Source organism: Fulvivirga imtechensis AK7, assembly GCF_000331535.1.
GTDB lineage: Bacteria > Bacteroidota > Bacteroidia > Cytophagales > Cyclobacteriaceae > Fulvivirga > Fulvivirga imtechensis.
In genome coordinates, this window is sequence record NZ_AMZN01000055.1 from 238,214 (window position 1) to 257,303 (window position 19,090).

Genomic DNA, 19,090 nt, shown 5'->3' on the forward strand with positions numbered 1-19,090 from the left:
CCTAAATATAATAAAAAATCAGCTCGAGCTGATCAGCTCTTTTGCATTTTCAAAAGCTACACTGGAAGGATTTTCTCCCCCTATCATTTTGGCTATCTCTTCGATACGCTCACTATTTGTTAGCGCTTTTATCCTGCTTTGTGCTTTTTGTGACGAACTGTCCTTAAATACGAAGTAGTGCTTATCCCCCTTAGCAGCAATTTGCGGCAGGTGGCTGATGGTGATCACCTGGTGATTTTGTGCCATTCTTTTCATCATGCCGCCAAGCTTCATGGCTACTTCCCCTGATACACCTGTGTCTATTTCGTCAAAAATGATCGTAGGCAATGATACTTTATCGGCAAGTATATACTTCACACAGAACATCAGCCTCGAAAATTCTCCTCCTGACGCTACTTTTGAAACCTCCTGTGGAGCTACGCCTTTATTGGCGCTAAAAAGTATGTTGATCTGATCGATACCTTTATCAGTCAGATCGGTCTTGGTGTTAGTGATCTTAACCGAGGCTTCAGGAATGCCTACCTGACTTAAAAGCGATGTCAGGTCCTTTTCAAGGTTGCCAAACACAGCATCTCTTTTCTTGCTAAGCTCTTTGGCTTTTTCCTCTGCAACTTTGCGCAGTTGTGCTACCTGATCTTCCGCCTGTTGGATAGCCTCATCCATATTGTTGAAGCGATCAGCTTTGCCTTCCAGTGACTGTTGTATTTCAAGCAGGCTTTTTATATCCGGCACGTGGTGTTTCTGCTGTAGTTGGTATATTAAGCTCAGCCGGTCTTGAGTGGCTTGTGTTTGTTCAGGGTCAAACTCTACCTGGTCTTCTTCTTTCTCAAGTTCCCTGATAATGTCTTGCAACTCAATAAATACGCTTTCTAATCTCTCGGAAAGACTTGAATAGTTTTTGCCGTATCTGCTCAGTTGGGCGAGGAGAACTTTTCCTTGTTGTAGTCCTTCAATTGCAGCAAATTCATTATTGGAAAGGGCTGCCAGCGAATCGTTAAGCCGGGTCTTTATTTCCTCGGCATGTTCCATTACTTCCAATGAGGATTCCAACTCTTCCTGCTCATCAGCTTTCAATGCCGCTTTTGTTAATTCCTCAAGAAGGAAAGCATTATAATCAGCCTCTTTGCCAATTTCGGCATTCTCCCTCTTCAATTGATCAAGGTGCTGCATGGTAGAGCGGAAAGCCTGATAATCTTTTCTATACGACTCACGTAATGCGGAGGTACCTGCAAAAGCATCTACGAATGCCAGTTGATAGGTATGCTTCCCCAAGTGTAGAGTTTCATGCTGGGAGTGTACGTCCATTAGCCTTTCGCCTAACCTCCTGAGTACATCCAGCGTCACGGGAGTATCGTTTATAAAAGCCCGGGATTTGCCTGATGGGCTTATTTCTCTTCTGAAGATCGATAGGTCGGCATAATCCAGCTCCTCCTCGTCAAAGATTTTTTTAATATTGTAGCTTTTAACATCAAACTGCCCTTCAATAACACATTTATCTTCCTCGTTAAAAAGCACCTTCGTATCTGCCCGGTTGCCTAGAAGTAAGCCAACGGCACCCAGCATAATAGACTTACCTGCTCCTGTTTCACCTGTAATGATATTAAGATTAGCAGAGGGGTCGATCTCCAGGTGTTGGATCAGCGCATAATTTTTAATTAAGAGATGTTTCAGCATCTGCAGTTAATAGTCTAAAATGATTTCGGAAATCTGATTCAGGTCCAACTTTTGTTTAGCGAGACGTGTATCTTTTATTTCCAAATTCCCATTCTTCAGTTGGAGTAATGTAGCTAACAACACGCCTCCATTACCAAACACAATATTAACCTTTTTACCCGAAATTTCTGCCCACTTTTCAGGTATGGTGTGTGCGGGAATTCTGAGCAAGCGTTTGGCCACGATTATTTGATGATTTTTTGATATTGCTCTCTTTTGGAAGGATCGAGTGTTGATAGCACGTCAAAAACTTCTCTGCGAACCTGGATGTTACCTTCTGAAAATATACTGATCAGTTCATCGGATTTAGCGTCAAGAAATGATATTACCAGTATCGAGTTGGGATAGGTATCCTTCACCTTTTTTAACTCTTTTAATACCTCCAGGATCATTTGTCGGCTCTTATCACGATCTTGTTCGTAGGTATCGAGCGCCAGCCGGTGATATTTATAGATCCCCTTTCTGATCTCGATCATTTGCTGGTTGTTCAGGTTTTCCATTAACCAGTAGCGATTCCGGGTGCTTCCTAAGGCTTCCCATCCAGGACGATTAGCTCGTTGAGCATTGTTTACAATAGTTTGCGCTTTTCTTAAATGAATCGAGCCACCCAATTCGCTAAATGAATCATAATCAAGTCCCAGAATTACATAGGCATAATATGCCAGCATCGATGTCAGGTTAGTGGTGAAAGTATTTTCATTAAACTGGAGAGGCTGTGATTCCACATATTCAAAAAGCCAGTCACGGTCGGCAAAGTTGAAAAGAATAGATTCATAGTTGGAGTTGTAAATGGGTCTGGCTGACTGTATCTGTACCGAGGCCTCGTAATCGCCAATGGATTTAGGATTTTTGAGCGTGATGATGATATTGCACTTTATTCTTTCGTGGCTATCGAAAGAATCGTCAGTCCACCGGGTATTGTTAAGGAACTGGGAAAAAGCTGTTTCCATATCCGAAAATATCCTTCGGTCAGTGGTTTGTACCTGATCGGCATTAATGGTCACCCGGCAGTTGAGCTCCTGTGCGCTAACAAAAGTATTGGTGAGTAAAAATAAAAGTACAACAATTGACTTATACATGGATAGTATCTATGATGGTCTTAACAATGTCCTGAGCCACATCTTTTTTATTCTTTAACTCAAAATCCCTGACATTATTTTGTTTATCAATAATAGATATTTTATTGGTGTCATACCCGAAGCCTGCACCTTTATCATTTAATGAATTGAGAACGATCATGTCAAAGTTTTTTGCTTTGATCTTTTGTATGGCATTCTCCTTTTCGTTTTCAGTTTCGAGGGCAAACCCAACTGTAAACTGCCCATTTTTTTTCAATTTTCCCAATGCTGCGGCAATGTCCTGGGTTTTAACCAGTTCAAGAGTTAGCGATTCAGATTTCTTCTTAATTTTCTGAGGGGCCTGTTGTGCAGGTTTGTAATCTGCAACTGCAGCAGCGAGTATGGTGATGTCAGTTGTTGGAAAATAGCCGATACAGGCATCATACATTTCCTGAGCGGAAGTAACTTTAACGAGATGCACACCTGCATGAGCAATTGTGGCGTTTGAAGGACCACTCACAAGTGTAACTTCTGCACCTTGTGCCGCCATGGCATTAGCCAGAGCGTAACCCATTTTCCCGCTGGAATGATTCCCAATGAACCTGACGGGATCCAGCGCTTCATATGTAGGACCTGCAGTGATCAGGACTTTTTTGTTAGTCAGAGCTTTTTTTTTATCAGGGGCGCTTGTGATAATGGCCAGTATATTTTCCGGCTCGGCCATTCTTCCGGTGCCTGTTAAGCCACTTGCCAGTTCGCCATGCTCCGCATCAATGATATGGTTGCCGAAACTCTTGAGGTGGGCGATGTTGCCCGCTGTGGCAGGGTGCTGATACATATCCAGGTCCATGGCAGGCGCGATATATACAGGGCATCGCGCTGACAGATAAGTGGCCAGTAAAAGATTATCACATATGCCCTGAGCCATTTTTGCCATAGTATTGGCACTGGCTGGTGCTATTACCATGAGATCGGCCCAAAGGCCAAGCTCTACATGATTGTTCCACTCACCGCTTTCATTTTTTACAAAGTCGGTAAGTACAGGGTGCTTTGATAGTGTAGATAGTGTGAGGGGGGTAATAAAATCAGTTGCAGAGGCAGTCATAATAACTTTTACCTCTGCACCTTCCTTTATGAGTAGCCTTGTTAGTAAAGCAGATTTATAAGCAGCAATGCTCCCACATACTCCTAATAAAATTTTTTTTCCCTGGAGCATGATGCCACTGATAATTAAAGTTGCAAACCGCCTTCTTCCTCTTCTCTTCGTCTGAATAGCACTTTACCTTCGGCAAATTCTTCGATTGCTACATTGGTAGACTTAGGCATTCTTTCGTAGAACTTTGAGATCTCGATCTGTTCTCTGTTTTCGAATATCTCTTCAAGATTGTCTACAGTAGATGCAAACTCAGCCAATTTAGCATTGAGTTCTTCTTTTACATTTACCGCTATCTGTCTGGCTCTTTTAGAGATGACCGCTACACTTTCATACACATTTCCGGTAGGTTCCGAAAGTTTGTCCATATCTCTTGTAACAATAGATGCTTGAATAGCCATAATTATATTGATTAAGTTAAATTATTTCTTTGCGAGTTCGGTTGCTTTTTCCAAACTGTCATTGTATTTCTTTTCTGCCTCACGGGCATATTTGCTGTTAGGGTAAGTATCTATGAATTCCAAATAGAACTCATTTGCCTCACGATATCGTTCCAGTTGCCTGGATGTAATACTTTTTTTTGCCAGTTCGTATTGTGCCATAAATTTTAAGAATGCTATCTCCTCATTAAACTCAGAATCCGGAAAATCATTCTTAAAAGTTTCGAAAGCTACAACAGCGGCCTTATATCTCTCCATTTTATAATACTGACGGGCATTTTCATAACCCTTCCTTTCCAACTTTTCCTGGATGTCGTCAATAACCGCTGTGGCTTTATCTCTGAACGCGCTTGTTGGATACCTGTTCACAAATGCCTGCATGGCTATAACTGCCTCTATGCTGCTTGTTTGGTCAAGGTTATACGCAGGAGAGTTAGCATACAGCGAGTAGGCATGCATATATTGAGCTTCCTGTGCAAACTCACTGCGCGCATAAGTTTGATAGAACACCTTGAAGTGATGTGCTGCTAACAGGAAAAAGTCCTGATTATACTGGGTATATGCAAAGTAAAACTGCACTTTTTCGCCTTCCGGAAGACCACGGACTATTGGCAATATCTGCTCAAACAAAGCGCCTGCTCTGTAATAATCCTTGTTTTCATAGTAATTAAGAGCGGCATCATACTTTACACGCCAGTCTTCACTTTTTTCTATTCTTCTGAATTTACTGCATGAAGCCAGCGAGAAAAGTAAAAAAGCAATCAAAAAATGATTAAAAAATACCCGTTTCAACATAAGGGTGCAAATATAGGTTAGTATTTATTAATAAGCAATAATGCAACATTGGCCAAACCGGGTATTATAACGTAGGAATTTAGCAGGTAGTTTTAAAGATCGGAATTATTTTCTTACGATAAGCTTTCTTGTCATTACACCATCATTATCTATGTATAGTGTATAAAAGTAGACCCCTGGGTTAAAGTTTTCTGTTTTGATCTTCAGTTTGGTTTCCAGATATGCCAGTTCGTATTCTCCAATTATGCTTCCAAGTACGTTGTGAATAACAATCTTGGCTTTTGTGTCTTCTTTTAAAAGGTTATAATCTACTATGGCGAAATCTACAACAGGATTGGGGTATACATCATTTATACGAACATCTTCTGATGTGAAAATGGTAGGCTTCGCGGAGTCATCCTCTACTGTGTACGTAATTTCATACTCAATGGCATCAGCAGGGTTATTTCTGTCGTAGATCAAATATTTAACTGTGCTAAAGCCGGCTACTAAGCCAGATTCCAACACGCTGCGAAATTTGGCGCTTGTTTCTCCGGGTTCTATCCGCTTTGATAATGGTACCTGGTTAACGTCCGCACCATAACATTCTCCATCCCAGCAAATATAGTTTTCCTGACTGGTGCCGATCACTTTATCTATTCTTTTGACAATGATTTGAAGAGGCTTATCAGATAAGTTTTTGATCTTGATAGGAGCAGATATTTGCTCCCCTATGTGACCTTTATATGTGCCGGAATGTTCAACAATTTCAAAGTTTTGAGCATGTGTATAACACATTACCATAAAACTCAATATTGTTGTTAGAAATATTCTCATATCAGCAGCACATAATAAATTTTTACCTTATTTGTTGAAGGTGTCTAACTGTTTAATATACGCAAAAATATTTATTATTGATACTAATCGACAAGATTCCGGTAACCTTTTTTTGGAAACTTTAACGGTTGTCTGTTTTTCTTAACTGCTTTTTAATTGGTTTTGTTTTCATTACCTTTTGGTTTTCAATCTCTTCAGTGACTGGGGGCAGGTTTTTATCCGGTGCTAATATACTGTTACTCAGCATATCTTCTTTATTCGGTTTTTCCTCTTCGCGCCAGTCAAAGTTCTTTAATTTCTTTTGCGGTTCCTGGAGTTCATGCGGAGGAATAAATGATGCCTCAGGATTGACATAAAAGGAAATATTATCTGCTTTATTTGCTTTGAAATTAATGACCATATAGCTGCAAACAATTTTATTCATGCCTACAAGGTATGATTCGGTATCATCGAGTGCATAAAACAGACTTTCTCCATTGCCATTGACATCTACCTTCTTTAGTTGCCCATTATTGAAGTGAGCCACCATCATCCGGCCTTTGATCTGATTGAAGTTGTCGATGCTGTCCTGGGAGATCACAAATGAATTTACCGACATGTTCAATTTATCTATGGTGCCGTTGGAAATCTCTATATTGATGGAATCGGCCGTCATCTGGTTTCCACTCGACCAGAGGACCGGGTCGTTATACATGTAAATAATAGAGTCGGCATTGAAGTAAGCCAGTGAATCAGCTCTTCCCTGCAGGTCTGTTTTGAATATTTTCACATTTTTATACGCCAGCAGTCTCTTTTTCTGAGGATCTTGATTTTCTATAGCTACTAATGTATCGGCTGTAAGGTAAAGGGTGTCTTCCTTCATGATTTTTTTCATCAAGGCATGTCCGAATACCTTTGCTATACCAGTTCTTTTATCATAGAAGCTTTTATCACCGGTGATCACTACATCCTGCTCTTTAGAGATCATCTCCACATTTCCGGTAGCGGTGTAGTACTTTCTGAGGTCGTCAAGGAAGAGACTATTTCCGGAAAGAATGTATGACCTGGTCTCTATCTCTCCTAAATTAAGGTCCGAGCGTTTTCCTTTGGTGTCATATTGCCCCTCCTCATAGGTAAATACGTTGCCTTCAGTATCGGTGAGCTCGGTTTCTGCCCGAAAGTATACAATGTTGGTCTCCGTACTATATTGCAGCGTGTCTGATTTAAGAGTGTAATCGGGATTGGTACCCACTACATTAGACTTAAAGGACGCCATATTGGTAGTTAGATCATAATACCCTTTTTTGCTGGTAAGCACGTTGATGCTATCGACTAATTTTCCTCCGTTGTAGTACCGGGCCTCTTGTTCTACCCGGTTATAGTCTAAGAAATCGGTGTAAAGTGTAGCCTTTCCCTTTTTTACAAAAACGACATTGTTCCGAAGTCTTGCTTCTTTTTTATTGCCTTCATAAAAAAGCTTTTCGGCAGTGATCTCAACGGAATCTCCATCTGTTATTCGAACATGTCCAAAAGCTTCGATATAGTTTCTCTTTTTATAATGGTGCGCAGAATCGCTGTAAATATTGGTATCTTTATGTCTGAAGATCACATTGCCAATGAACCTGCTTACCTGCTCACCATCGGCAGTTCCTCCTTTCAATACGTCAGTAGCTATAAGTTCAACCTGTGTCTGAGCCAGCCCGGAAAATGCCGTAGTTGTAATAAGTGCAAGGATATATGTTATCTTTAGAAGTAATTTCATACTGTTGTTTCGCCCGGCTAAGATTTTGCCTTTAGGCACATTTAAATTCAATATGTTTGTCAACTTGTTGTGTAATTCGACATTTACGATTTCAAAATTAAATAAAAAAGCGGTGCATCGATGTTAAAAGCCTTTTTAGATTTTATCAATCTCCAAAAGCTCTTTGAGCCGCAGGACAAAATTCTGCTCGCAGTCAGCGGGGGAGTTGATTCTGTCGCACTCACTGTTTTATTTAAAGAGGCTGGATTCAACTTTGCCATTGCTCATTGCAACTTTCAGCTCCGCGGTGAAGAATCTGACACCGATGAAGCTTTTGTAAAGGCATTAGCTGAATCTGTTGGCGCTCAATTTTTCGTTCGCTGTTTTGATACCAAAAATTATGCCGCTGTTGCAAACATTTCCACGCAGATGGCTGCGCGTGAGTTGCGTTATGATTGGTTCAGTGAATTGATAGCCAGGCATTCGTTTACGGCTATAGCTACTGCGCACCATCTTGATGATAATATAGAGACAGTACTTTTTAACCTGGCGAAAGGAACGGGCATAGCCGGATTACGCGGAATGCTCCCGAAAAACAATGGCATTATCAGACCATTGCTATTTGCTTCAAAATCTCAGATCGTGGATTTTGCTCATGCTGAAGGTTTGCAATGGAGGGAAGATAGCAGTAATGATTCTGTGAAATACACCAGGAATCTGATCAGACACAAAATTGTGCCTGTGTTGAAGGAGATCAATCCTTCCCTGGATGATACTTTTAGGCAGACCCTGGAAAAAATGAAGGAAACGGAGGCCGTACTGAGGTATCGGGTTGCTGAGATAGAGGGCAAGTATATTAGTAAAAAAGGGTCAGATATATTTATAGCCATTGAGGGAGTAGTTGACAGGGAGGCAGTGCTTTTGGAGGAGCTGATAAAGCCCTATGGTTTCAATTATTCTCAGGCTCAGGAGCTGTACTCAATGCTAAGACATCGGTCATCCGGGAAAATTTTAGAATCCGATCGATATAAGCTCAATGTGGATCGTGAGATTTTGATCGTAAGCCCCATGGGGCAGGTAATCACCGAGCAGTTGTTAGCTCATGACGCCAGCAAGGTAAGCAACGAAGTGGTACAGTTGGTCATTGAGGTTGCTACCGATAAAAGGATTTTGACAGGAAAAAACGAGGCAAGCCTGGATTATGATAGGCTGAGGTTTCCTTTAAAATTGAGGAAGTGGAGGCAGGGAGATACCTTTCGTCCACTAGGGATGAAAGGCAAAAAAAAGATAAGTGATTTTATGATAGATGAGAAAATTCCTTTAAACTTGAAAGAGCGTGTTTGCGTACTTGAGTCTGATGGTGAGGTGGCTTGGATAGTAGGTTATCGCATTGATGATCGTTTTAAAGTTCGCCCTGATAGCAAAAGAATCTACAATATTGTAATGCATCGCAATGATTAATCCTTTTAAGAAAACGTTTACCGCCCATGAACATAACATGTTCGTGTTTCTTGCAAAGATCCGACTGTTTTCTAATCTGAATTACAAGCAAATGTCTCTGTTTCTGCCATTTATGCATGAACGGAAATATGTTCAGGATGAGGTGGTTTTCTTTCGCGGAGATCCAAGTCATGCGCTGTACCTACTTAAAAAAGGAGAGGTCTCATTAACTATAGATGTAAACGAAACTTTCGAAAGTCTGACTAAGGTACAGGCAGGGATAGCCTTAGGTGAAAGTTGCTTGCTTCGTGATGCCAACAGGCTGCTCAATGCTTTTGTAAGCTCCGAAAGTGCTGAGTTTTATGTAATTCCACAAGACAATATCTTTGATATTTTTGATAGCAATTTAAAAATCAAAGCAAAGATGCTGGAGGCGCTGGCGGAGATATATAATGACTATAATTCAAACCTTTTCAAAGCCTATAAATCATCACTCGGTTTCTTTAATTTGAGCCAGGTTTATAGAGGCTAGGAAAAATCGGAGATCTGAAATCTGAAATTAGAAGTGCCAGTAAACTGAGAACTGATAACTATTTATTGCCTCATAATTTAGCGAAATTCTGCGGATTGGTTAAATTTGCTCACCTTGAAATTCAAATCATTCATTCAAAATCATAGAATAAAATTATGAAGATAACCGTAGTTGGGGCAGGTAATGTAGGCGCTACCTGTGCCGATGTACTAGCCTATCGAGAAATTGCTAATGAAGTAGTACTTGTAGACATTAAAGAGGGTGTTGCCGAAGGCAAATCATTGGATATTTGGCAGAAAGCTCCTATTAATCTGTACGACACCAGAACCATCGGTTCTACCAACGACTACTCTAAAACAGCCGGTTCTGATGTGGTTGTAATAACTTCAGGCCTTCCAAGAAAACCTGGTATGACTCGTGACGATCTTATCGAAACCAACGCGGGTATTGTAAGATCGGTAACAGAAAACGTTATTAAGCATTCTCCGGAAGCTATCATTATAGTGGTATCCAATCCTCTTGATGTTATGACCTACCAGGCTCACCTGAGCTCTAAGCTGCCAAGAACAAAAGTGATGGGTATGGCTGGTATTCTTGATACGGCCCGTTACAGAGCGTTCCTTGCAGAAGCATTGAATGTATCGCCCAAAGATATTCAGGCAGTGCTAATGGGTGGCCATGGTGATACTATGGTGCCGCTACCAAGGTATACAACAGTCGGTGGTATCCCGGTAACGGAGCTTATTGAAAAAGATAAACTAGACGCCATTATCGAAAGAACTAAAACCGGTGGAGGTGAGCTGGTGAAGCTGATGGGTACTTCTGCATGGTACGCTCCCGGTTCGGCAGCAGCGCAGATGGCCGAGGCCATTGTAAGGGACCAAAGAAGAGTTTTTCCCGTGTGTGTGAAGCTTGAAGGTGAGTACGGTATTGATAATTGCTACTTGGGTGTACCTGTCATTCTTGGTAAGAATGGTATTGAGAAAATAATCGAGCTTGACCTCAATGACGAAGAAAAGGCATTGCTTAACACATCACGTGATCATGTGAAGGAAGTAATGGATGTGCTTGATAAACTAAATACCAGCAAAGTTTAAGAGTAAGGTATTCCTTTCAGGAATTATTGCAGGCTGCTTTTGGTTAAAGGCAGCCTTTATTTTTGTTTTTAATCTGTTGAAGGTATATTGACATCACAAATTAAAGATATGGCCGGATATTCGGGAACCCCACTTGCCAAAAAGCTGGGTATTAAAAATGGTTTCAAAGTCCTTATTGTCAACCAGCCTGATCATTATTTTGATCTTTTTGATAACTTTCCGGAGGTGGAGGAAGGTGATGAACATGAGGTGCTGGATTTTATTCATTTTTTTACTACAGGAAAAGATGAGCTGGAGGAACAGCTCCGTTTCCTGAAAGAACGAATGAAAAAAGACGGCATGCTATGGGTCTCCTGGCCAAAAAAAGCCTCCCGGATACCTACAACTGTTGATGAGAACCTTGTGAGATCAATGGCATTACAGAACGGATTAGTAGACGTGAAGGTGTGTGCGGTTGATGATGTATGGTCTGGGTTGAAATTGGTATATAGAGTTAAAGACAGATGATCAGAGATATATTCTTTATAGCTTGTTTGGTTATAGTGGTTGGCTGTACGAAATATCAGCCGTCTGATAGCAAATTAGAAGTAGCGGAAGAGTTTCATAAAGATCAGGAACAGCGTGTTTCACGTGATTTTGATAGGTTGAAGTTATCCGATAAGCTGTCGGCTGAAAGCCTGGGAGGGGCCAGAAATATCGGTGAATTCTTCGATCATCGGTTGATATTTTATAAGATCGACTATCCGGCTATAAGATTTGCTCGCACAGGGGTGGAAGAACTGGTCTTTTATTTTGTGGACTCTGCTCTTGTTAAACTGAGGTATAAGGTGAGGGGCAATGTATCAGACTATTTGCTTGATTCGTTGGGTTTGTCAAAATTTAAACCTCTGGACGAGCACAGTAAGCAGCTATTGAAAGAAGGGGATATTGTGAAAAAATATGGGAGCTACTATGAATTGAATAAAGCACTTAGAAACTATGAGCTCATATGGCGGGAAAGCAATACGGTATCCAGGTTCAGAGTGACCTCTGGTGATTCGTTATTAACATGTTTTTACTATCATGAAATGGATGACTACCAAGCCAAGCTCAGAGAATTGGAGAGGCTATACCATGCACTTGATAATGCAACTGTTCCAGATTAGTTTTTGGGTTAAAGTGTCCTTGGGCATTGTTACAGGTGATTCTGCAGGACTAAAACTTTTAATAATAACAACTAATGCTCTTGGTTCATCTCGAGGAACATTTTTAGTTTAAAATGGTGGGTTAGTTGTCTGCCAGATTTGGGATTTCCAGGTTAACTGTAGTGCCTTTTCTTTCTACCGAGTGAAGTGCAACATTTCCTCTTAACTTATCTACCGTTTCTTTTACGATGTATAGACCCAGTCCGGAACCGGCATTGTCATCAGTGGCTCTGTAAAACATTTTGAATACATTTTTGAGGTGGTCTTTGGATATACCCCGGCCATTGTCATTAATATTTATTTTAGCCGTAATACTGTCTATTTCAATTTCAATTTTTATATAGGGGTCGTATCCGTTGCTATATCGTATTGCATTGGAAATAAGATTGTTAAATATGACTTTTAAACGCTTTTTGTCAGAGCTGAATGGCACTTCCTGACGGATGTCTACTTCTTTTGTGATCTTTTTCTCCCCGGCGCTATATTTCAGATGATCAAATATTTCATTGATCATTTCTTCAAATTCAATTTCTTCGGTATCTATTTCCAGACGTGCATTTCGAGAGAGATCGAGAATATCTTTTATGAAACTATCCTGTCTTTCTGCGCTATCTGCCACCATCGAGAGATATTTTTTCATCATTTCTATATCCTCTTCCTTTTTTGCCAGGTTGACAAGTCCAAGTACAGAGGCAATAGGAGCTCTGAGGTCATGAGATACGCTGTACACAAAATTATCCAACTCAATGTTGGCCTTGCGCAGTTTACTATTAGAGATCTTGGTCTTTTCTTCGATCTTTTTGCGCATTTGGATTTCATCGTGCAGCTCCTGGGTACGCTCTTTAACTTTCATCTCAAGTTGTTCATTAAACCGTTCCAAAGCTTCCTGGGCTACAGTTCTTTCCTTAACAGTAGCATACAGTATAATGGTGGAGATGCTTGTAACCCCAATGAAGATCTGTAGTATCAGCCTGGAGTGGTCTTCGGTGCTCAATACAAAAGGTCCCTGTCCGAAAATGGTAAAGTATATCGCAAGAAGTGATACTACCAATACGCCGGACATAGTAGTCTGCAGGTTAAATTTGAATCCCAGCCACAGCAGGAAGGGAAGTGTCAGAAAAGGAAATGATTTTTCTATAGTGGAGGAGATGGAGTCAATACTTAGAGAAAGTAAAACCATGGCCAGGGCGGTCAGAAAGATGGCCAGCTCTATAAATTTTTTCCAGGTGAAAGTTATCTTAAAATCTTCTGTCCACGAGATGATAAACGGGGTTATAATGAGCACGCTTACAACATTACTTAGCCACCAGGTGGAAAAATATGATACCATGGCTTCAGTGGTGATGATATAATTTAGCCACATGCCAACCACACCTATGAATGAACCAAGTGTGCACATTAGCAAAGCAATAAGAAGGAAGATAAAAACATGGGTAGTTTTAAGAAAGGGGTTGCGCGCCTGAATGAGCTTATTGATCAGGTAATGCCCGAATAGCGCCTCACATGTGTTGCCAATGGCAATGATTACCAACGACATCACCACGGAAAAGGAAAAGGTGACCCCGAGGTGCAAAAATGTCATGGCTACAGCAATGAGTGAGCCAATGGTGATAGCAGGCCATGTGCGGTGTTTAAATATGATCAATAAGGCTAGTGCCAGGCCTGACGGAGGCCAGAGAGGCATTGTTTTGGTGTCCGGAAAGGACAACCATAGTCCAAAGTGGGCGGAAAGGTAATAAAGTACTGAAACAACAATAATCTTCAGATCATTGCTCTTTTTCAGTGTGGCAATTGGTTTTATAGAAAGAGCATTCATGGCGGTTATTTCGCCAACTATTGAACAACGAGGCACAATATAGAAATATTTTTGGATATTTCATATGAATTAGTTATTGATCCTCACAGGGTTACCACGTATAGCCACCCGATGGCGGAGGATAGTCTCCCAGAATTCTTCTCATGATCATGATCTGGCCCAGGTGATATGAAAGGTGCATGGCCATGGAGGTAATTACATCATAACCGCTGTTATAATTGGAAGGGTATTTGATCTCAGCCCCTCGTGAGAGCATTGTTCTTACTTCTGCTATTCCCGCTGCGAGACTGCTGATAGCCGCATCAAGTTCGGCCTTTCCGGAAGGGGCGTCCTCGCCAGGCCATCCCTCTTCCAAATCCGATATCTTGGGAAGCGTTTGACCTTTGATATGACCAATATACCTTTCCTGCCAGAAATTAATATGTTCTATTTGCTGCCAAATGGTATACGGAGAGCCTTCTATATACTTTCCGGCAATCTCCGGCTTCAGTCCTTCAAGAACAACAGACGCGGGTAAATGGCTATTGCGACCATCCAAAGCATGAATTAAAGAATTGCTAATTACTCCCATGATAGTACCGGTTAAAATTTTTACTTGATAAGTGCGGCAAGGCCAATGATGTGTCCGATGTTGGATTTTAAATAATTCGTGAGCTTAAACCGTTGGTTGATAGAGACTATCTGATTTGCTTCCAACACCTCGAAGTGCTGTACCATCGGCTCCAGCTCCAGGAGAAAATTGTGATCTTCCGGGTAATACCGGGCTTTTTCATATTGCTCTCCGGCAAATCGTTTGATGGATTCATACGAATCCCAGAAGGTGATGAGAAAGAAATGAGTGACATCCTGCTCGTCTCTTTGTAACACCTGCAGTCCGAGATGGCCTTTAATGCTGGAGTAATCCTGTAAGCCGGTTTTTTGAAGATATTGGTAATACGCTTCTTTTTTCGAAATGGGCACTATTCCGTGCCATGTTCTGGCTATCATAACTTTATTTTTTACCGTCTAATTAGTTTTTGATGGTATAAATATAAGTAATTTATGTTGCTATCAAAATGAATTTTACTGGTAAAAATATGTTTATATTATAAGTGACTATATTTGTTGTAATGGCGCAGAAAAAAAGCATAGAAAATATCAGCCTGCATGGAGGTTGGCTTTGTCTTGATTTTATTAATACAGTGCATGACTGGACTGTAGACCAACCTTATGATTATTTGAGTTCATACGAAGCGGTGTTGAAATGGAGTAAGAGATTGAAAGTTTTGCCTGAAGATGACATTAATGCCTTAAGAGAGAAATACGAACAAGACAGAGAGGCAGGTGAGCAGGTTTTGGATCAAATGAACAAAGCAAGGAAGGTTTTGCACGAGTTGTTTTTGGTGGTAATTCGCAACAGTCCTATCGCTGAAGATATAAAGAAACAGTTTAACAAGCTGTTGGGTTCTGCTCTTTCAAACCTGCAAATAATGGTTGACGGATCAATCCTGCCCCAGGAATATTGGGACGGGATGGACCTTGAAAAGCCTTTATACCCGGTAATGAAATCTGCATATGATCTGCTTATGTCCGATAGGCTTTCGCGTGTTAAAGAATGTGGTGCTTGCGGATGGCTTTTTCTTGATAAGAGTAAGAACAACAGCAGGAGATGGTGCGATATGCAAGCCTGTGGCAGTACCGTGAAGGCTAAGCGGTATTATAGGAAGAAAAAGGAGATGGATAAGGAATTATAATTCAATGATAAAAGAAGTTCCTGTTCCTGGTGCGGACTCCACATTAATAGTGCCGTTGTGTAGCCTCATGATCTGCTTTGAAAGGGCCAATCCTATCCCCGATCCCCCTTTTTTTGTGGTAAAGAAGGGTATAAATATCTGATCGATTTTATCTTCATCTATTCCAGGACCATTGTCGCTAATGATGATCCGTACTTTTTCTTCTTCTGTAATTAGAACCTCTAAAGTGGGGTTGTTTGTCCCTTCCAGCGCCTCTAATGCATTTTTTAAAATATTGATAAAAACCTGGTCCAGCAGATCCGCATCGGCTGTCACTTTAATGTTGGGCTTCGTGTAATTAATGTAAAAATTGATGTTCTCCAGATTAGGCTTGAGCAGCACTTCTATTCTTTCCAGCAGCCGTTTTACTGCCACTTCTTTGAAATTTGGAGGTGGTATTCTGGTTAGGTTCCTATAGGCCTCAGTAAATGCCTGCAAGCCGCTGCTCCTGCTTTTGACTGCATCCAGCCCGGTAAGGAGCTTCTCGACAGTATCTTTTTGTAATGGACCATTTTGACTTTCTTTTTCTACTATTTCATGCAAAGTGTTGCTCAGAGAAGAAATAGGAGTGACCGAATTCATAATTTCATGTGTAAGCACCCTGATCAGCTTTTGCCAGGCATCCATTTCATTGGCATCCAGTTCAGTTTTTATGTTTTGAAAGGAAACCAGCTTGTAATATTGCCCCTGGAGCTTGAATTCTGAGGCATGAAGGCTAAGTTGTAATAGCTGAGTGCCCGTCCTTAACTTAATCAGTTTGTTTTCCTTAGGTTTTATTGTTCGGATCGCTTTCAGAAGCTTTTTATCAACTCCTTCCAGTCCTTTTAAGTAGAGTAGCTGTGGCTTTCCAAGCATCCTTTTTAACGCCTCGTTCATCAGGTGTATTTTTTCTCTTTCGTCATAACTAAGAATACCCACCCTAACATGTTCTACCAATGACTCCAGGTAAATATGTTGCACCTCTTTTTCAGAGCTGATGGTTTTAAATTTTTGCGTGATCTGGTTAAAGGCAGAATGCAGCTCATTGAAAGATCGACCTTTGGCAGTTTCGGAGAAAGTGGTGGTGAAGTCGTTCTGAAGCAGCGCAAGTAAGAACGCGGCAAAATCGCGGTTACTACGGTCTACATACCAGATAAATTCAACAATAGCAATGACCAAAAAAATGGCGAAATAGGTGCTTCTCAAGTATTTTCCGCTTACTAGCAAGAAATAGATCAAAAACGTGAGCAGCAGTGTGATCAGCAGAATTCGGAATATAATATTGACTCTGAAATTTTTACGCATGGAGGTTTCTGTTAAATAATCATATCCCGTATTTCTCCATTCTTCTGTACATGGCGCCACGGGAGAGGCCGAGCTCTTTGGCAGCATGGCTGATGTTCCCATTGTGCTTTTTTAGGGCATTTTTTATGGCCCAGGCTTCCAGATCTTCAAGGTTGTAATTTTCAAATAGCTGTTCTTCTTTTTTTGCATCTCCAGCAAAGGCAAAATCACTGCTTTGTAGCTCATTTCCATCACTCATAATGACAGCACGTTCGATGCCATGCTGTAGCTCACGTATGTTACCGGGCCAGTTGTATTTCTGCAATCTTTTAATTACACCTTCAGGTACATAAAGTTTTGGTTTATTATATTTCTTGCAATATGCCTTCAAAAAATGATTGATAAGCAATGGAATATCCTCCGTACGCTCTCTTAGTGAAGGAATTGTACACTCCACGGTATTGATCCTGTAAAGCAGGTCCTCACGAAAAGTTCCTTCGGCAACCATGTTATGAAGATTACTGTTGGTGGCACAAATCACTCTTACATCCACATCTATTGGATGATTAGTACCTACTTTAACGATTTTCCTGTTTTGTAATACGGTTAATAATTTGGCTTGTAGTGCAGGCGAAAGGTTTCCTATTTCATCGAGAAACAAGGTGCCCCCCGAGGCCGCCTCAAATCTTCCTGTTCTATCCCCTTTAGCATCTGTAAAAGCCCCTTTTTTATGACCAAAGAGTTCGCTTTCGAATAGATTCTCTGAAATAGACCCTAAATCCACGCTTATAAAAACCTGATCAGCACGCATCGACTGACGGTGTATGGCTCTGGCAGCTACTTCTTTGCCCGTGCCATTTTCTCCCAGGATCAATACGTCTGCATCTGTACGCGCTACCTTATTGATGATATTAAATACCTCTTTTATGGCTTTGGACTGGCCGATAATATCCCCGGCCTGATGATCTGCGGAAGATGATAATATCTCCTGCTGTGATTTCAGTTGCCGTACCTGCTTTTGCTGGTCAGTGAGTTTGAGGCCGGTTTGAACAGTAGCCAGCAGCCGCTCATTTTGCCAGGGCTTAACGATAAAGTCAGCCGCACCTTCTTTCATTGCTTCCACAGCCAGATTTACTTCACCGTAAGCAGTCATGAGTAGCACGGTTGTCTCTGGAGCAATGGCCATGATCTCCCTCAGCCACTTCAGGCCTTCTTTGCCTGATGTCTCTCCCTGTTTAAAGTTCATGTCCAGAAGGATGACATCATAAGTTTTGCTACTCAACTCCCTGGGAATGTTTTCTGGGATATCAAGGGTACGGACCTCAGAAAAATGCTGCTCCAGGAACATCTTTGCTGTTAGTAGTATAATGTCATCATCATCAATGATCAGTATTTTTCCTTTTTGCTTAGCCATAGTTTGGTTACGTATCTTTTCCCCTTTGAGCTTCCATGCTTTCCTAAGCCTTCAAGGACTAGGAAAGCTGACGCACTGTCTGAGCTTCCGAGCGGTTTAGCTTTACCAAACTTTCGGAAGTTTAGTAAAGCATCCCCGGAAGTTTTTTTCTTTATGCTTTCCTAAGCCTCCAAGGACTAGGAAAGCTGACGCGCTGTCTGAGCTTCCGAGCGGTTTAGCTTTACCAAACTTTTGGAGGTTTAGTAAAGCATCCCCGGAAGTTTTATTCTTTATGCTTTCCTAAGCCTTCAAGGACCAGGAAAGCTGACGCACTGTCTGAACTTCCGAGCGGTTTAGCTTTACCAAACTTTTGGAAGTTTAGTAAAGCATCCCTGAAGCTTTTTTTCTTTATGCTTTCCTAAGCCTTCAAGGACCAGTAAAGCTGACGCACTGTCTGAACTTCCGAGCGGTTTAGCTTTACCACTTTGGAAGTTTAGTAAAGCATCCCTGAAGCTTTTTTTCTTTATGCTTTCCTAAGCCTTCAAGGACCAGGAAAGCTGACGCACTGCCTGAACTTCCGAGCGGTTTAGCTTCACCAAACTTTTGGAAGTTTAGTAAAGCATCCCTGAAGCTTTTTTTCTTTATGCTTTCCCAAGCCTCCAAGGACCAGGAAAGCTGACGCATTGTAGGTGCTTCTTGTCATTTCCGCTTTACCAAACTTTTTCCCCTTTGCTTGGCCGTGGAACAACTCTTTGATTTTTAACCTCAAAGCTATCGTAAAAGATATGAAATAAGGGGCAAAGTGTCCACTGATGGGCACTTTTTTGTTCTATGAGTGGGCAGTTGTACGGTTGAATTATAAGTAATTTTATTTCAAATTCTTGATTATCAGTATTTT

19 protein-coding genes are annotated in these 19,090 nt (G+C 41.2%); 6 read left to right on the top strand and 13 right to left on the bottom strand.

Features of this window, described 5'->3' with window-relative positions:
• Nucleotides 1-18: 18 nt before the first annotated feature.
• From recN to C900_RS17460, 8 genes are all read right to left on the bottom strand, one after another.
• Entirely contained in the window at nucleotides 19-1,674 is a 1,656-nt protein-coding gene (recN, locus tag C900_RS17425; RefSeq protein ID WP_009581430.1) for a DNA repair protein RecN, read from the bottom strand.
• A 6-nt stretch (nucleotides 1,675-1,680) separates the two neighbouring features.
• Nucleotides 1,681-1,896: a hypothetical protein gene (locus tag C900_RS17430; RefSeq protein ID WP_009581431.1), complete on the bottom strand. Its 216-nt coding sequence runs from the start codon at nucleotides 1,894-1,896 to the stop codon at nucleotides 1,681-1,683.
• Between the two features lie 2 nt (nucleotides 1,897-1,898).
• Complete coding sequence (gene porD / locus C900_RS17435) at nucleotides 1,899-2,792, bottom strand: type IX secretion system protein PorD (protein ID WP_009581432.1); 894 nt, start codon at nucleotides 2,790-2,792, stop codon at nucleotides 1,899-1,901.
• Nucleotides 2,785-3,987 carry a bifunctional phosphopantothenoylcysteine decarboxylase/phosphopantothenate--cysteine ligase CoaBC gene (coaBC, locus tag C900_RS17440; RefSeq protein ID WP_009581433.1) on the bottom strand — a complete coding sequence of 401 codons (1,203 nt, stop codon included), beginning with the start codon at nucleotides 3,985-3,987 and terminating at the stop codon, nucleotides 2,785-2,787. Before coaBC ends, porD begins: the two co-directional genes overlap by 8 nt.
• A gap of 14 nt (nucleotides 3,988-4,001) precedes the next feature.
• Nucleotides 4,002-4,325: a DNA-directed RNA polymerase subunit omega gene (locus tag C900_RS17445; RefSeq protein WP_009581434.1), complete on the bottom strand. Its 324-nt coding sequence runs from the start codon at nucleotides 4,323-4,325 to the stop codon at nucleotides 4,002-4,004.
• Between the two features lie 21 nt (nucleotides 4,326-4,346).
• Nucleotides 4,347-5,159, bottom strand: coding sequence for an outer membrane protein assembly factor BamD (locus C900_RS17450; RefSeq protein ID WP_009581435.1), 813 nt, complete (start codon nucleotides 5,157-5,159; stop codon nucleotides 4,347-4,349).
• Between the two features lie 105 nt (nucleotides 5,160-5,264).
• Nucleotides 5,265-5,975, bottom strand: a complete 711-nt coding sequence (locus C900_RS28620) for a T9SS type A sorting domain-containing protein (protein ID WP_083867517.1) — start codon at nucleotides 5,973-5,975, stop codon at nucleotides 5,265-5,267.
• A gap of 121 nt (nucleotides 5,976-6,096) precedes the next feature.
• A complete protein-coding gene (locus C900_RS17460) occupies nucleotides 6,097-7,716 on the bottom strand; it encodes an OstA-like protein (RefSeq protein WP_009581437.1) in 1,620 nt (539 codons plus the stop codon).
• A 120-nt stretch (nucleotides 7,717-7,836) separates the two neighbouring features.
• Between C900_RS17460 and tilS the strand changes: the two genes are divergently transcribed.
• The 5 genes from tilS (at nucleotide 7,837) to C900_RS17485 (ending at nucleotide 11,909) form a co-directional block, all read left to right on the top strand.
• Nucleotides 7,837-9,156, top strand: a complete 1,320-nt coding sequence (gene tilS / locus C900_RS17465; protein WP_009581438.1) for a tRNA lysidine(34) synthetase TilS — start codon at nucleotides 7,837-7,839, stop codon at nucleotides 9,154-9,156.
• Nucleotides 9,149-9,667: a Crp/Fnr family transcriptional regulator gene (locus C900_RS17470; RefSeq protein WP_040496987.1), complete on the top strand. Its 519-nt coding sequence runs from the start codon at nucleotides 9,149-9,151 to the stop codon at nucleotides 9,665-9,667. Before tilS ends, C900_RS17470 begins: the two co-directional genes overlap by 8 nt.
• A 155-nt stretch (nucleotides 9,668-9,822) precedes the next feature.
• Nucleotides 9,823-10,764 (top strand): malate dehydrogenase, encoded by a 942-nt coding sequence (gene mdh, locus C900_RS17475; RefSeq protein ID WP_009581440.1) that lies wholly within the window; start codon nucleotides 9,823-9,825, stop codon nucleotides 10,762-10,764.
• Between the two features lie 108 nt (nucleotides 10,765-10,872).
• The gene (locus tag C900_RS17480; RefSeq protein ID WP_009581441.1) at nucleotides 10,873-11,271 is read left to right on the top strand and encodes a DUF3052 family protein; all 399 of its coding nucleotides are present in this window, start codon (nucleotides 10,873-10,875) and stop codon (nucleotides 11,269-11,271) included.
• Nucleotides 11,268-11,909 (top strand): hypothetical protein, encoded by a 642-nt coding sequence (locus tag C900_RS17485; RefSeq protein WP_009581442.1) that lies wholly within the window; start codon nucleotides 11,268-11,270, stop codon nucleotides 11,907-11,909. The genes C900_RS17480 and C900_RS17485 overlap by 4 nt, the downstream gene beginning before the upstream one ends.
• A gap of 121 nt (nucleotides 11,910-12,030) precedes the next feature.
• Here the strand turns inward: C900_RS17485 and C900_RS28625 are convergent, their stop codons facing one another.
• From C900_RS28625 to C900_RS17500, 3 genes are all read right to left on the bottom strand, one after another.
• Nucleotides 12,031-13,764, bottom strand: coding sequence for an MASE1 domain-containing protein (locus tag C900_RS28625; RefSeq protein ID WP_009581443.1), 1,734 nt, complete (start codon nucleotides 13,762-13,764; stop codon nucleotides 12,031-12,033).
• Nucleotides 13,765-13,855: 91 nt separating this feature from the next.
• Nucleotides 13,856-14,335, bottom strand: coding sequence for a DinB family protein (locus C900_RS17495; RefSeq protein ID WP_009581446.1), 480 nt, complete (start codon nucleotides 14,333-14,335; stop codon nucleotides 13,856-13,858).
• A gap of 20 nt (nucleotides 14,336-14,355) precedes the next feature.
• Entirely contained in the window at nucleotides 14,356-14,751 is a 396-nt protein-coding gene (locus C900_RS17500) for a hypothetical protein (RefSeq protein ID WP_009581449.1), read from the bottom strand.
• Nucleotides 14,752-14,873: 122 nt separating this feature from the next.
• Between C900_RS17500 and C900_RS17505 the strand changes: the two genes are divergently transcribed.
• Complete coding sequence (locus tag C900_RS17505) at nucleotides 14,874-15,497, top strand: CGNR zinc finger domain-containing protein (protein ID WP_009581451.1); 624 nt, start codon at nucleotides 14,874-14,876, stop codon at nucleotides 15,495-15,497.
• On the opposite strand, the gene C900_RS17510 is transcribed toward C900_RS17505, so the two are convergent.
• Nucleotides 15,492-16,922, bottom strand: coding sequence for a sensor histidine kinase (locus C900_RS17510; protein ID WP_083867518.1), 1,431 nt, complete (start codon nucleotides 16,920-16,922; stop codon nucleotides 15,492-15,494). The genes C900_RS17505 and C900_RS17510 overlap by 6 nt on opposite strands.
• Nucleotides 16,840-18,213, bottom strand: a complete 1,374-nt coding sequence (locus C900_RS17515; protein ID WP_009581453.1) for a sigma-54-dependent transcriptional regulator — start codon at nucleotides 18,211-18,213, stop codon at nucleotides 16,840-16,842. The genes C900_RS17510 and C900_RS17515 overlap by 83 nt, the downstream gene beginning before the upstream one ends.
• Between the last annotated feature and the right edge of the window lie 877 nt (nucleotides 18,214-19,090).

Bases quoted from the DNA above. Each gene is read 5' to 3' on its own strand.
- C900_RS17515 (WP_009581453.1), bottom strand. From the start codon at position 18,213: ATGGCTAAGCAAAAAGGAAAAATACTGATCATTGATGATGATGACATT.
- C900_RS17495 (WP_009581446.1), bottom strand. From the start codon at position 14,335: ATGGGAGTAATTAGCAATTCTTTAATTCATGCTTTGGATGGTCGCAAT.
- C900_RS17460 (WP_009581437.1), bottom strand. From the start codon at position 7,716: ATGAAATTACTTCTAAAGATAACATATATCCTTGCACTTATTACAACT.
- C900_RS17500 (WP_009581449.1), bottom strand. From the start codon at position 14,751: ATGATAGCCAGAACATGGCACGGAATAGTGCCCATTTCGAAAAAAGAA.
- C900_RS17480 (WP_009581441.1), top strand. From the start codon at position 10,873: ATGGCCGGATATTCGGGAACCCCACTTGCCAAAAAGCTGGGTATTAAA.
- recN (WP_009581430.1), bottom strand. From the start codon at position 1,674: ATGCTGAAACATCTCTTAATTAAAAATTATGCGCTGATCCAACACCTG.
- C900_RS28625 (WP_009581443.1), bottom strand. From the start codon at position 13,764: ATGAATGCTCTTTCTATAAAACCAATTGCCACACTGAAAAAGAGCAAT.
- C900_RS17450 (WP_009581435.1), bottom strand. From the start codon at position 5,159: ATGTTGAAACGGGTATTTTTTAATCATTTTTTGATTGCTTTTTTACTT.
- C900_RS17505 (WP_009581451.1), top strand. From the start codon at position 14,874: ATGGCGCAGAAAAAAAGCATAGAAAATATCAGCCTGCATGGAGGTTGG.
- mdh (WP_009581440.1), top strand. From the start codon at position 9,823: ATGAAGATAACCGTAGTTGGGGCAGGTAATGTAGGCGCTACCTGTGCC.
- C900_RS17470 (WP_040496987.1), top strand. From the start codon at position 9,149: ATGATTAATCCTTTTAAGAAAACGTTTACCGCCCATGAACATAACATG.
- tilS (WP_009581438.1), top strand. From the start codon at position 7,837: ATGTTAAAAGCCTTTTTAGATTTTATCAATCTCCAAAAGCTCTTTGAG.
- C900_RS28620 (WP_083867517.1), bottom strand. From the start codon at position 5,975: ATGAGAATATTTCTAACAACAATATTGAGTTTTATGGTAATGTGTTAT.
- C900_RS17485 (WP_009581442.1), top strand. From the start codon at position 11,268: ATGATCAGAGATATATTCTTTATAGCTTGTTTGGTTATAGTGGTTGGC.
- porD (WP_009581432.1), bottom strand. From the start codon at position 2,792: ATGTATAAGTCAATTGTTGTACTTTTATTTTTACTCACCAATACTTTT.
- coaBC (WP_009581433.1), bottom strand. From the start codon at position 3,987: ATGCTCCAGGGAAAAAAAATTTTATTAGGAGTATGTGGGAGCATTGCT.
- C900_RS17510 (WP_083867518.1), bottom strand. From the start codon at position 16,922: ATGGGAACATCAGCCATGCTGCCAAAGAGCTCGGCCTCTCCCGTGGCG.
- C900_RS17445 (WP_009581434.1), bottom strand. From the start codon at position 4,325: ATGGCTATTCAAGCATCTATTGTTACAAGAGATATGGACAAACTTTCG.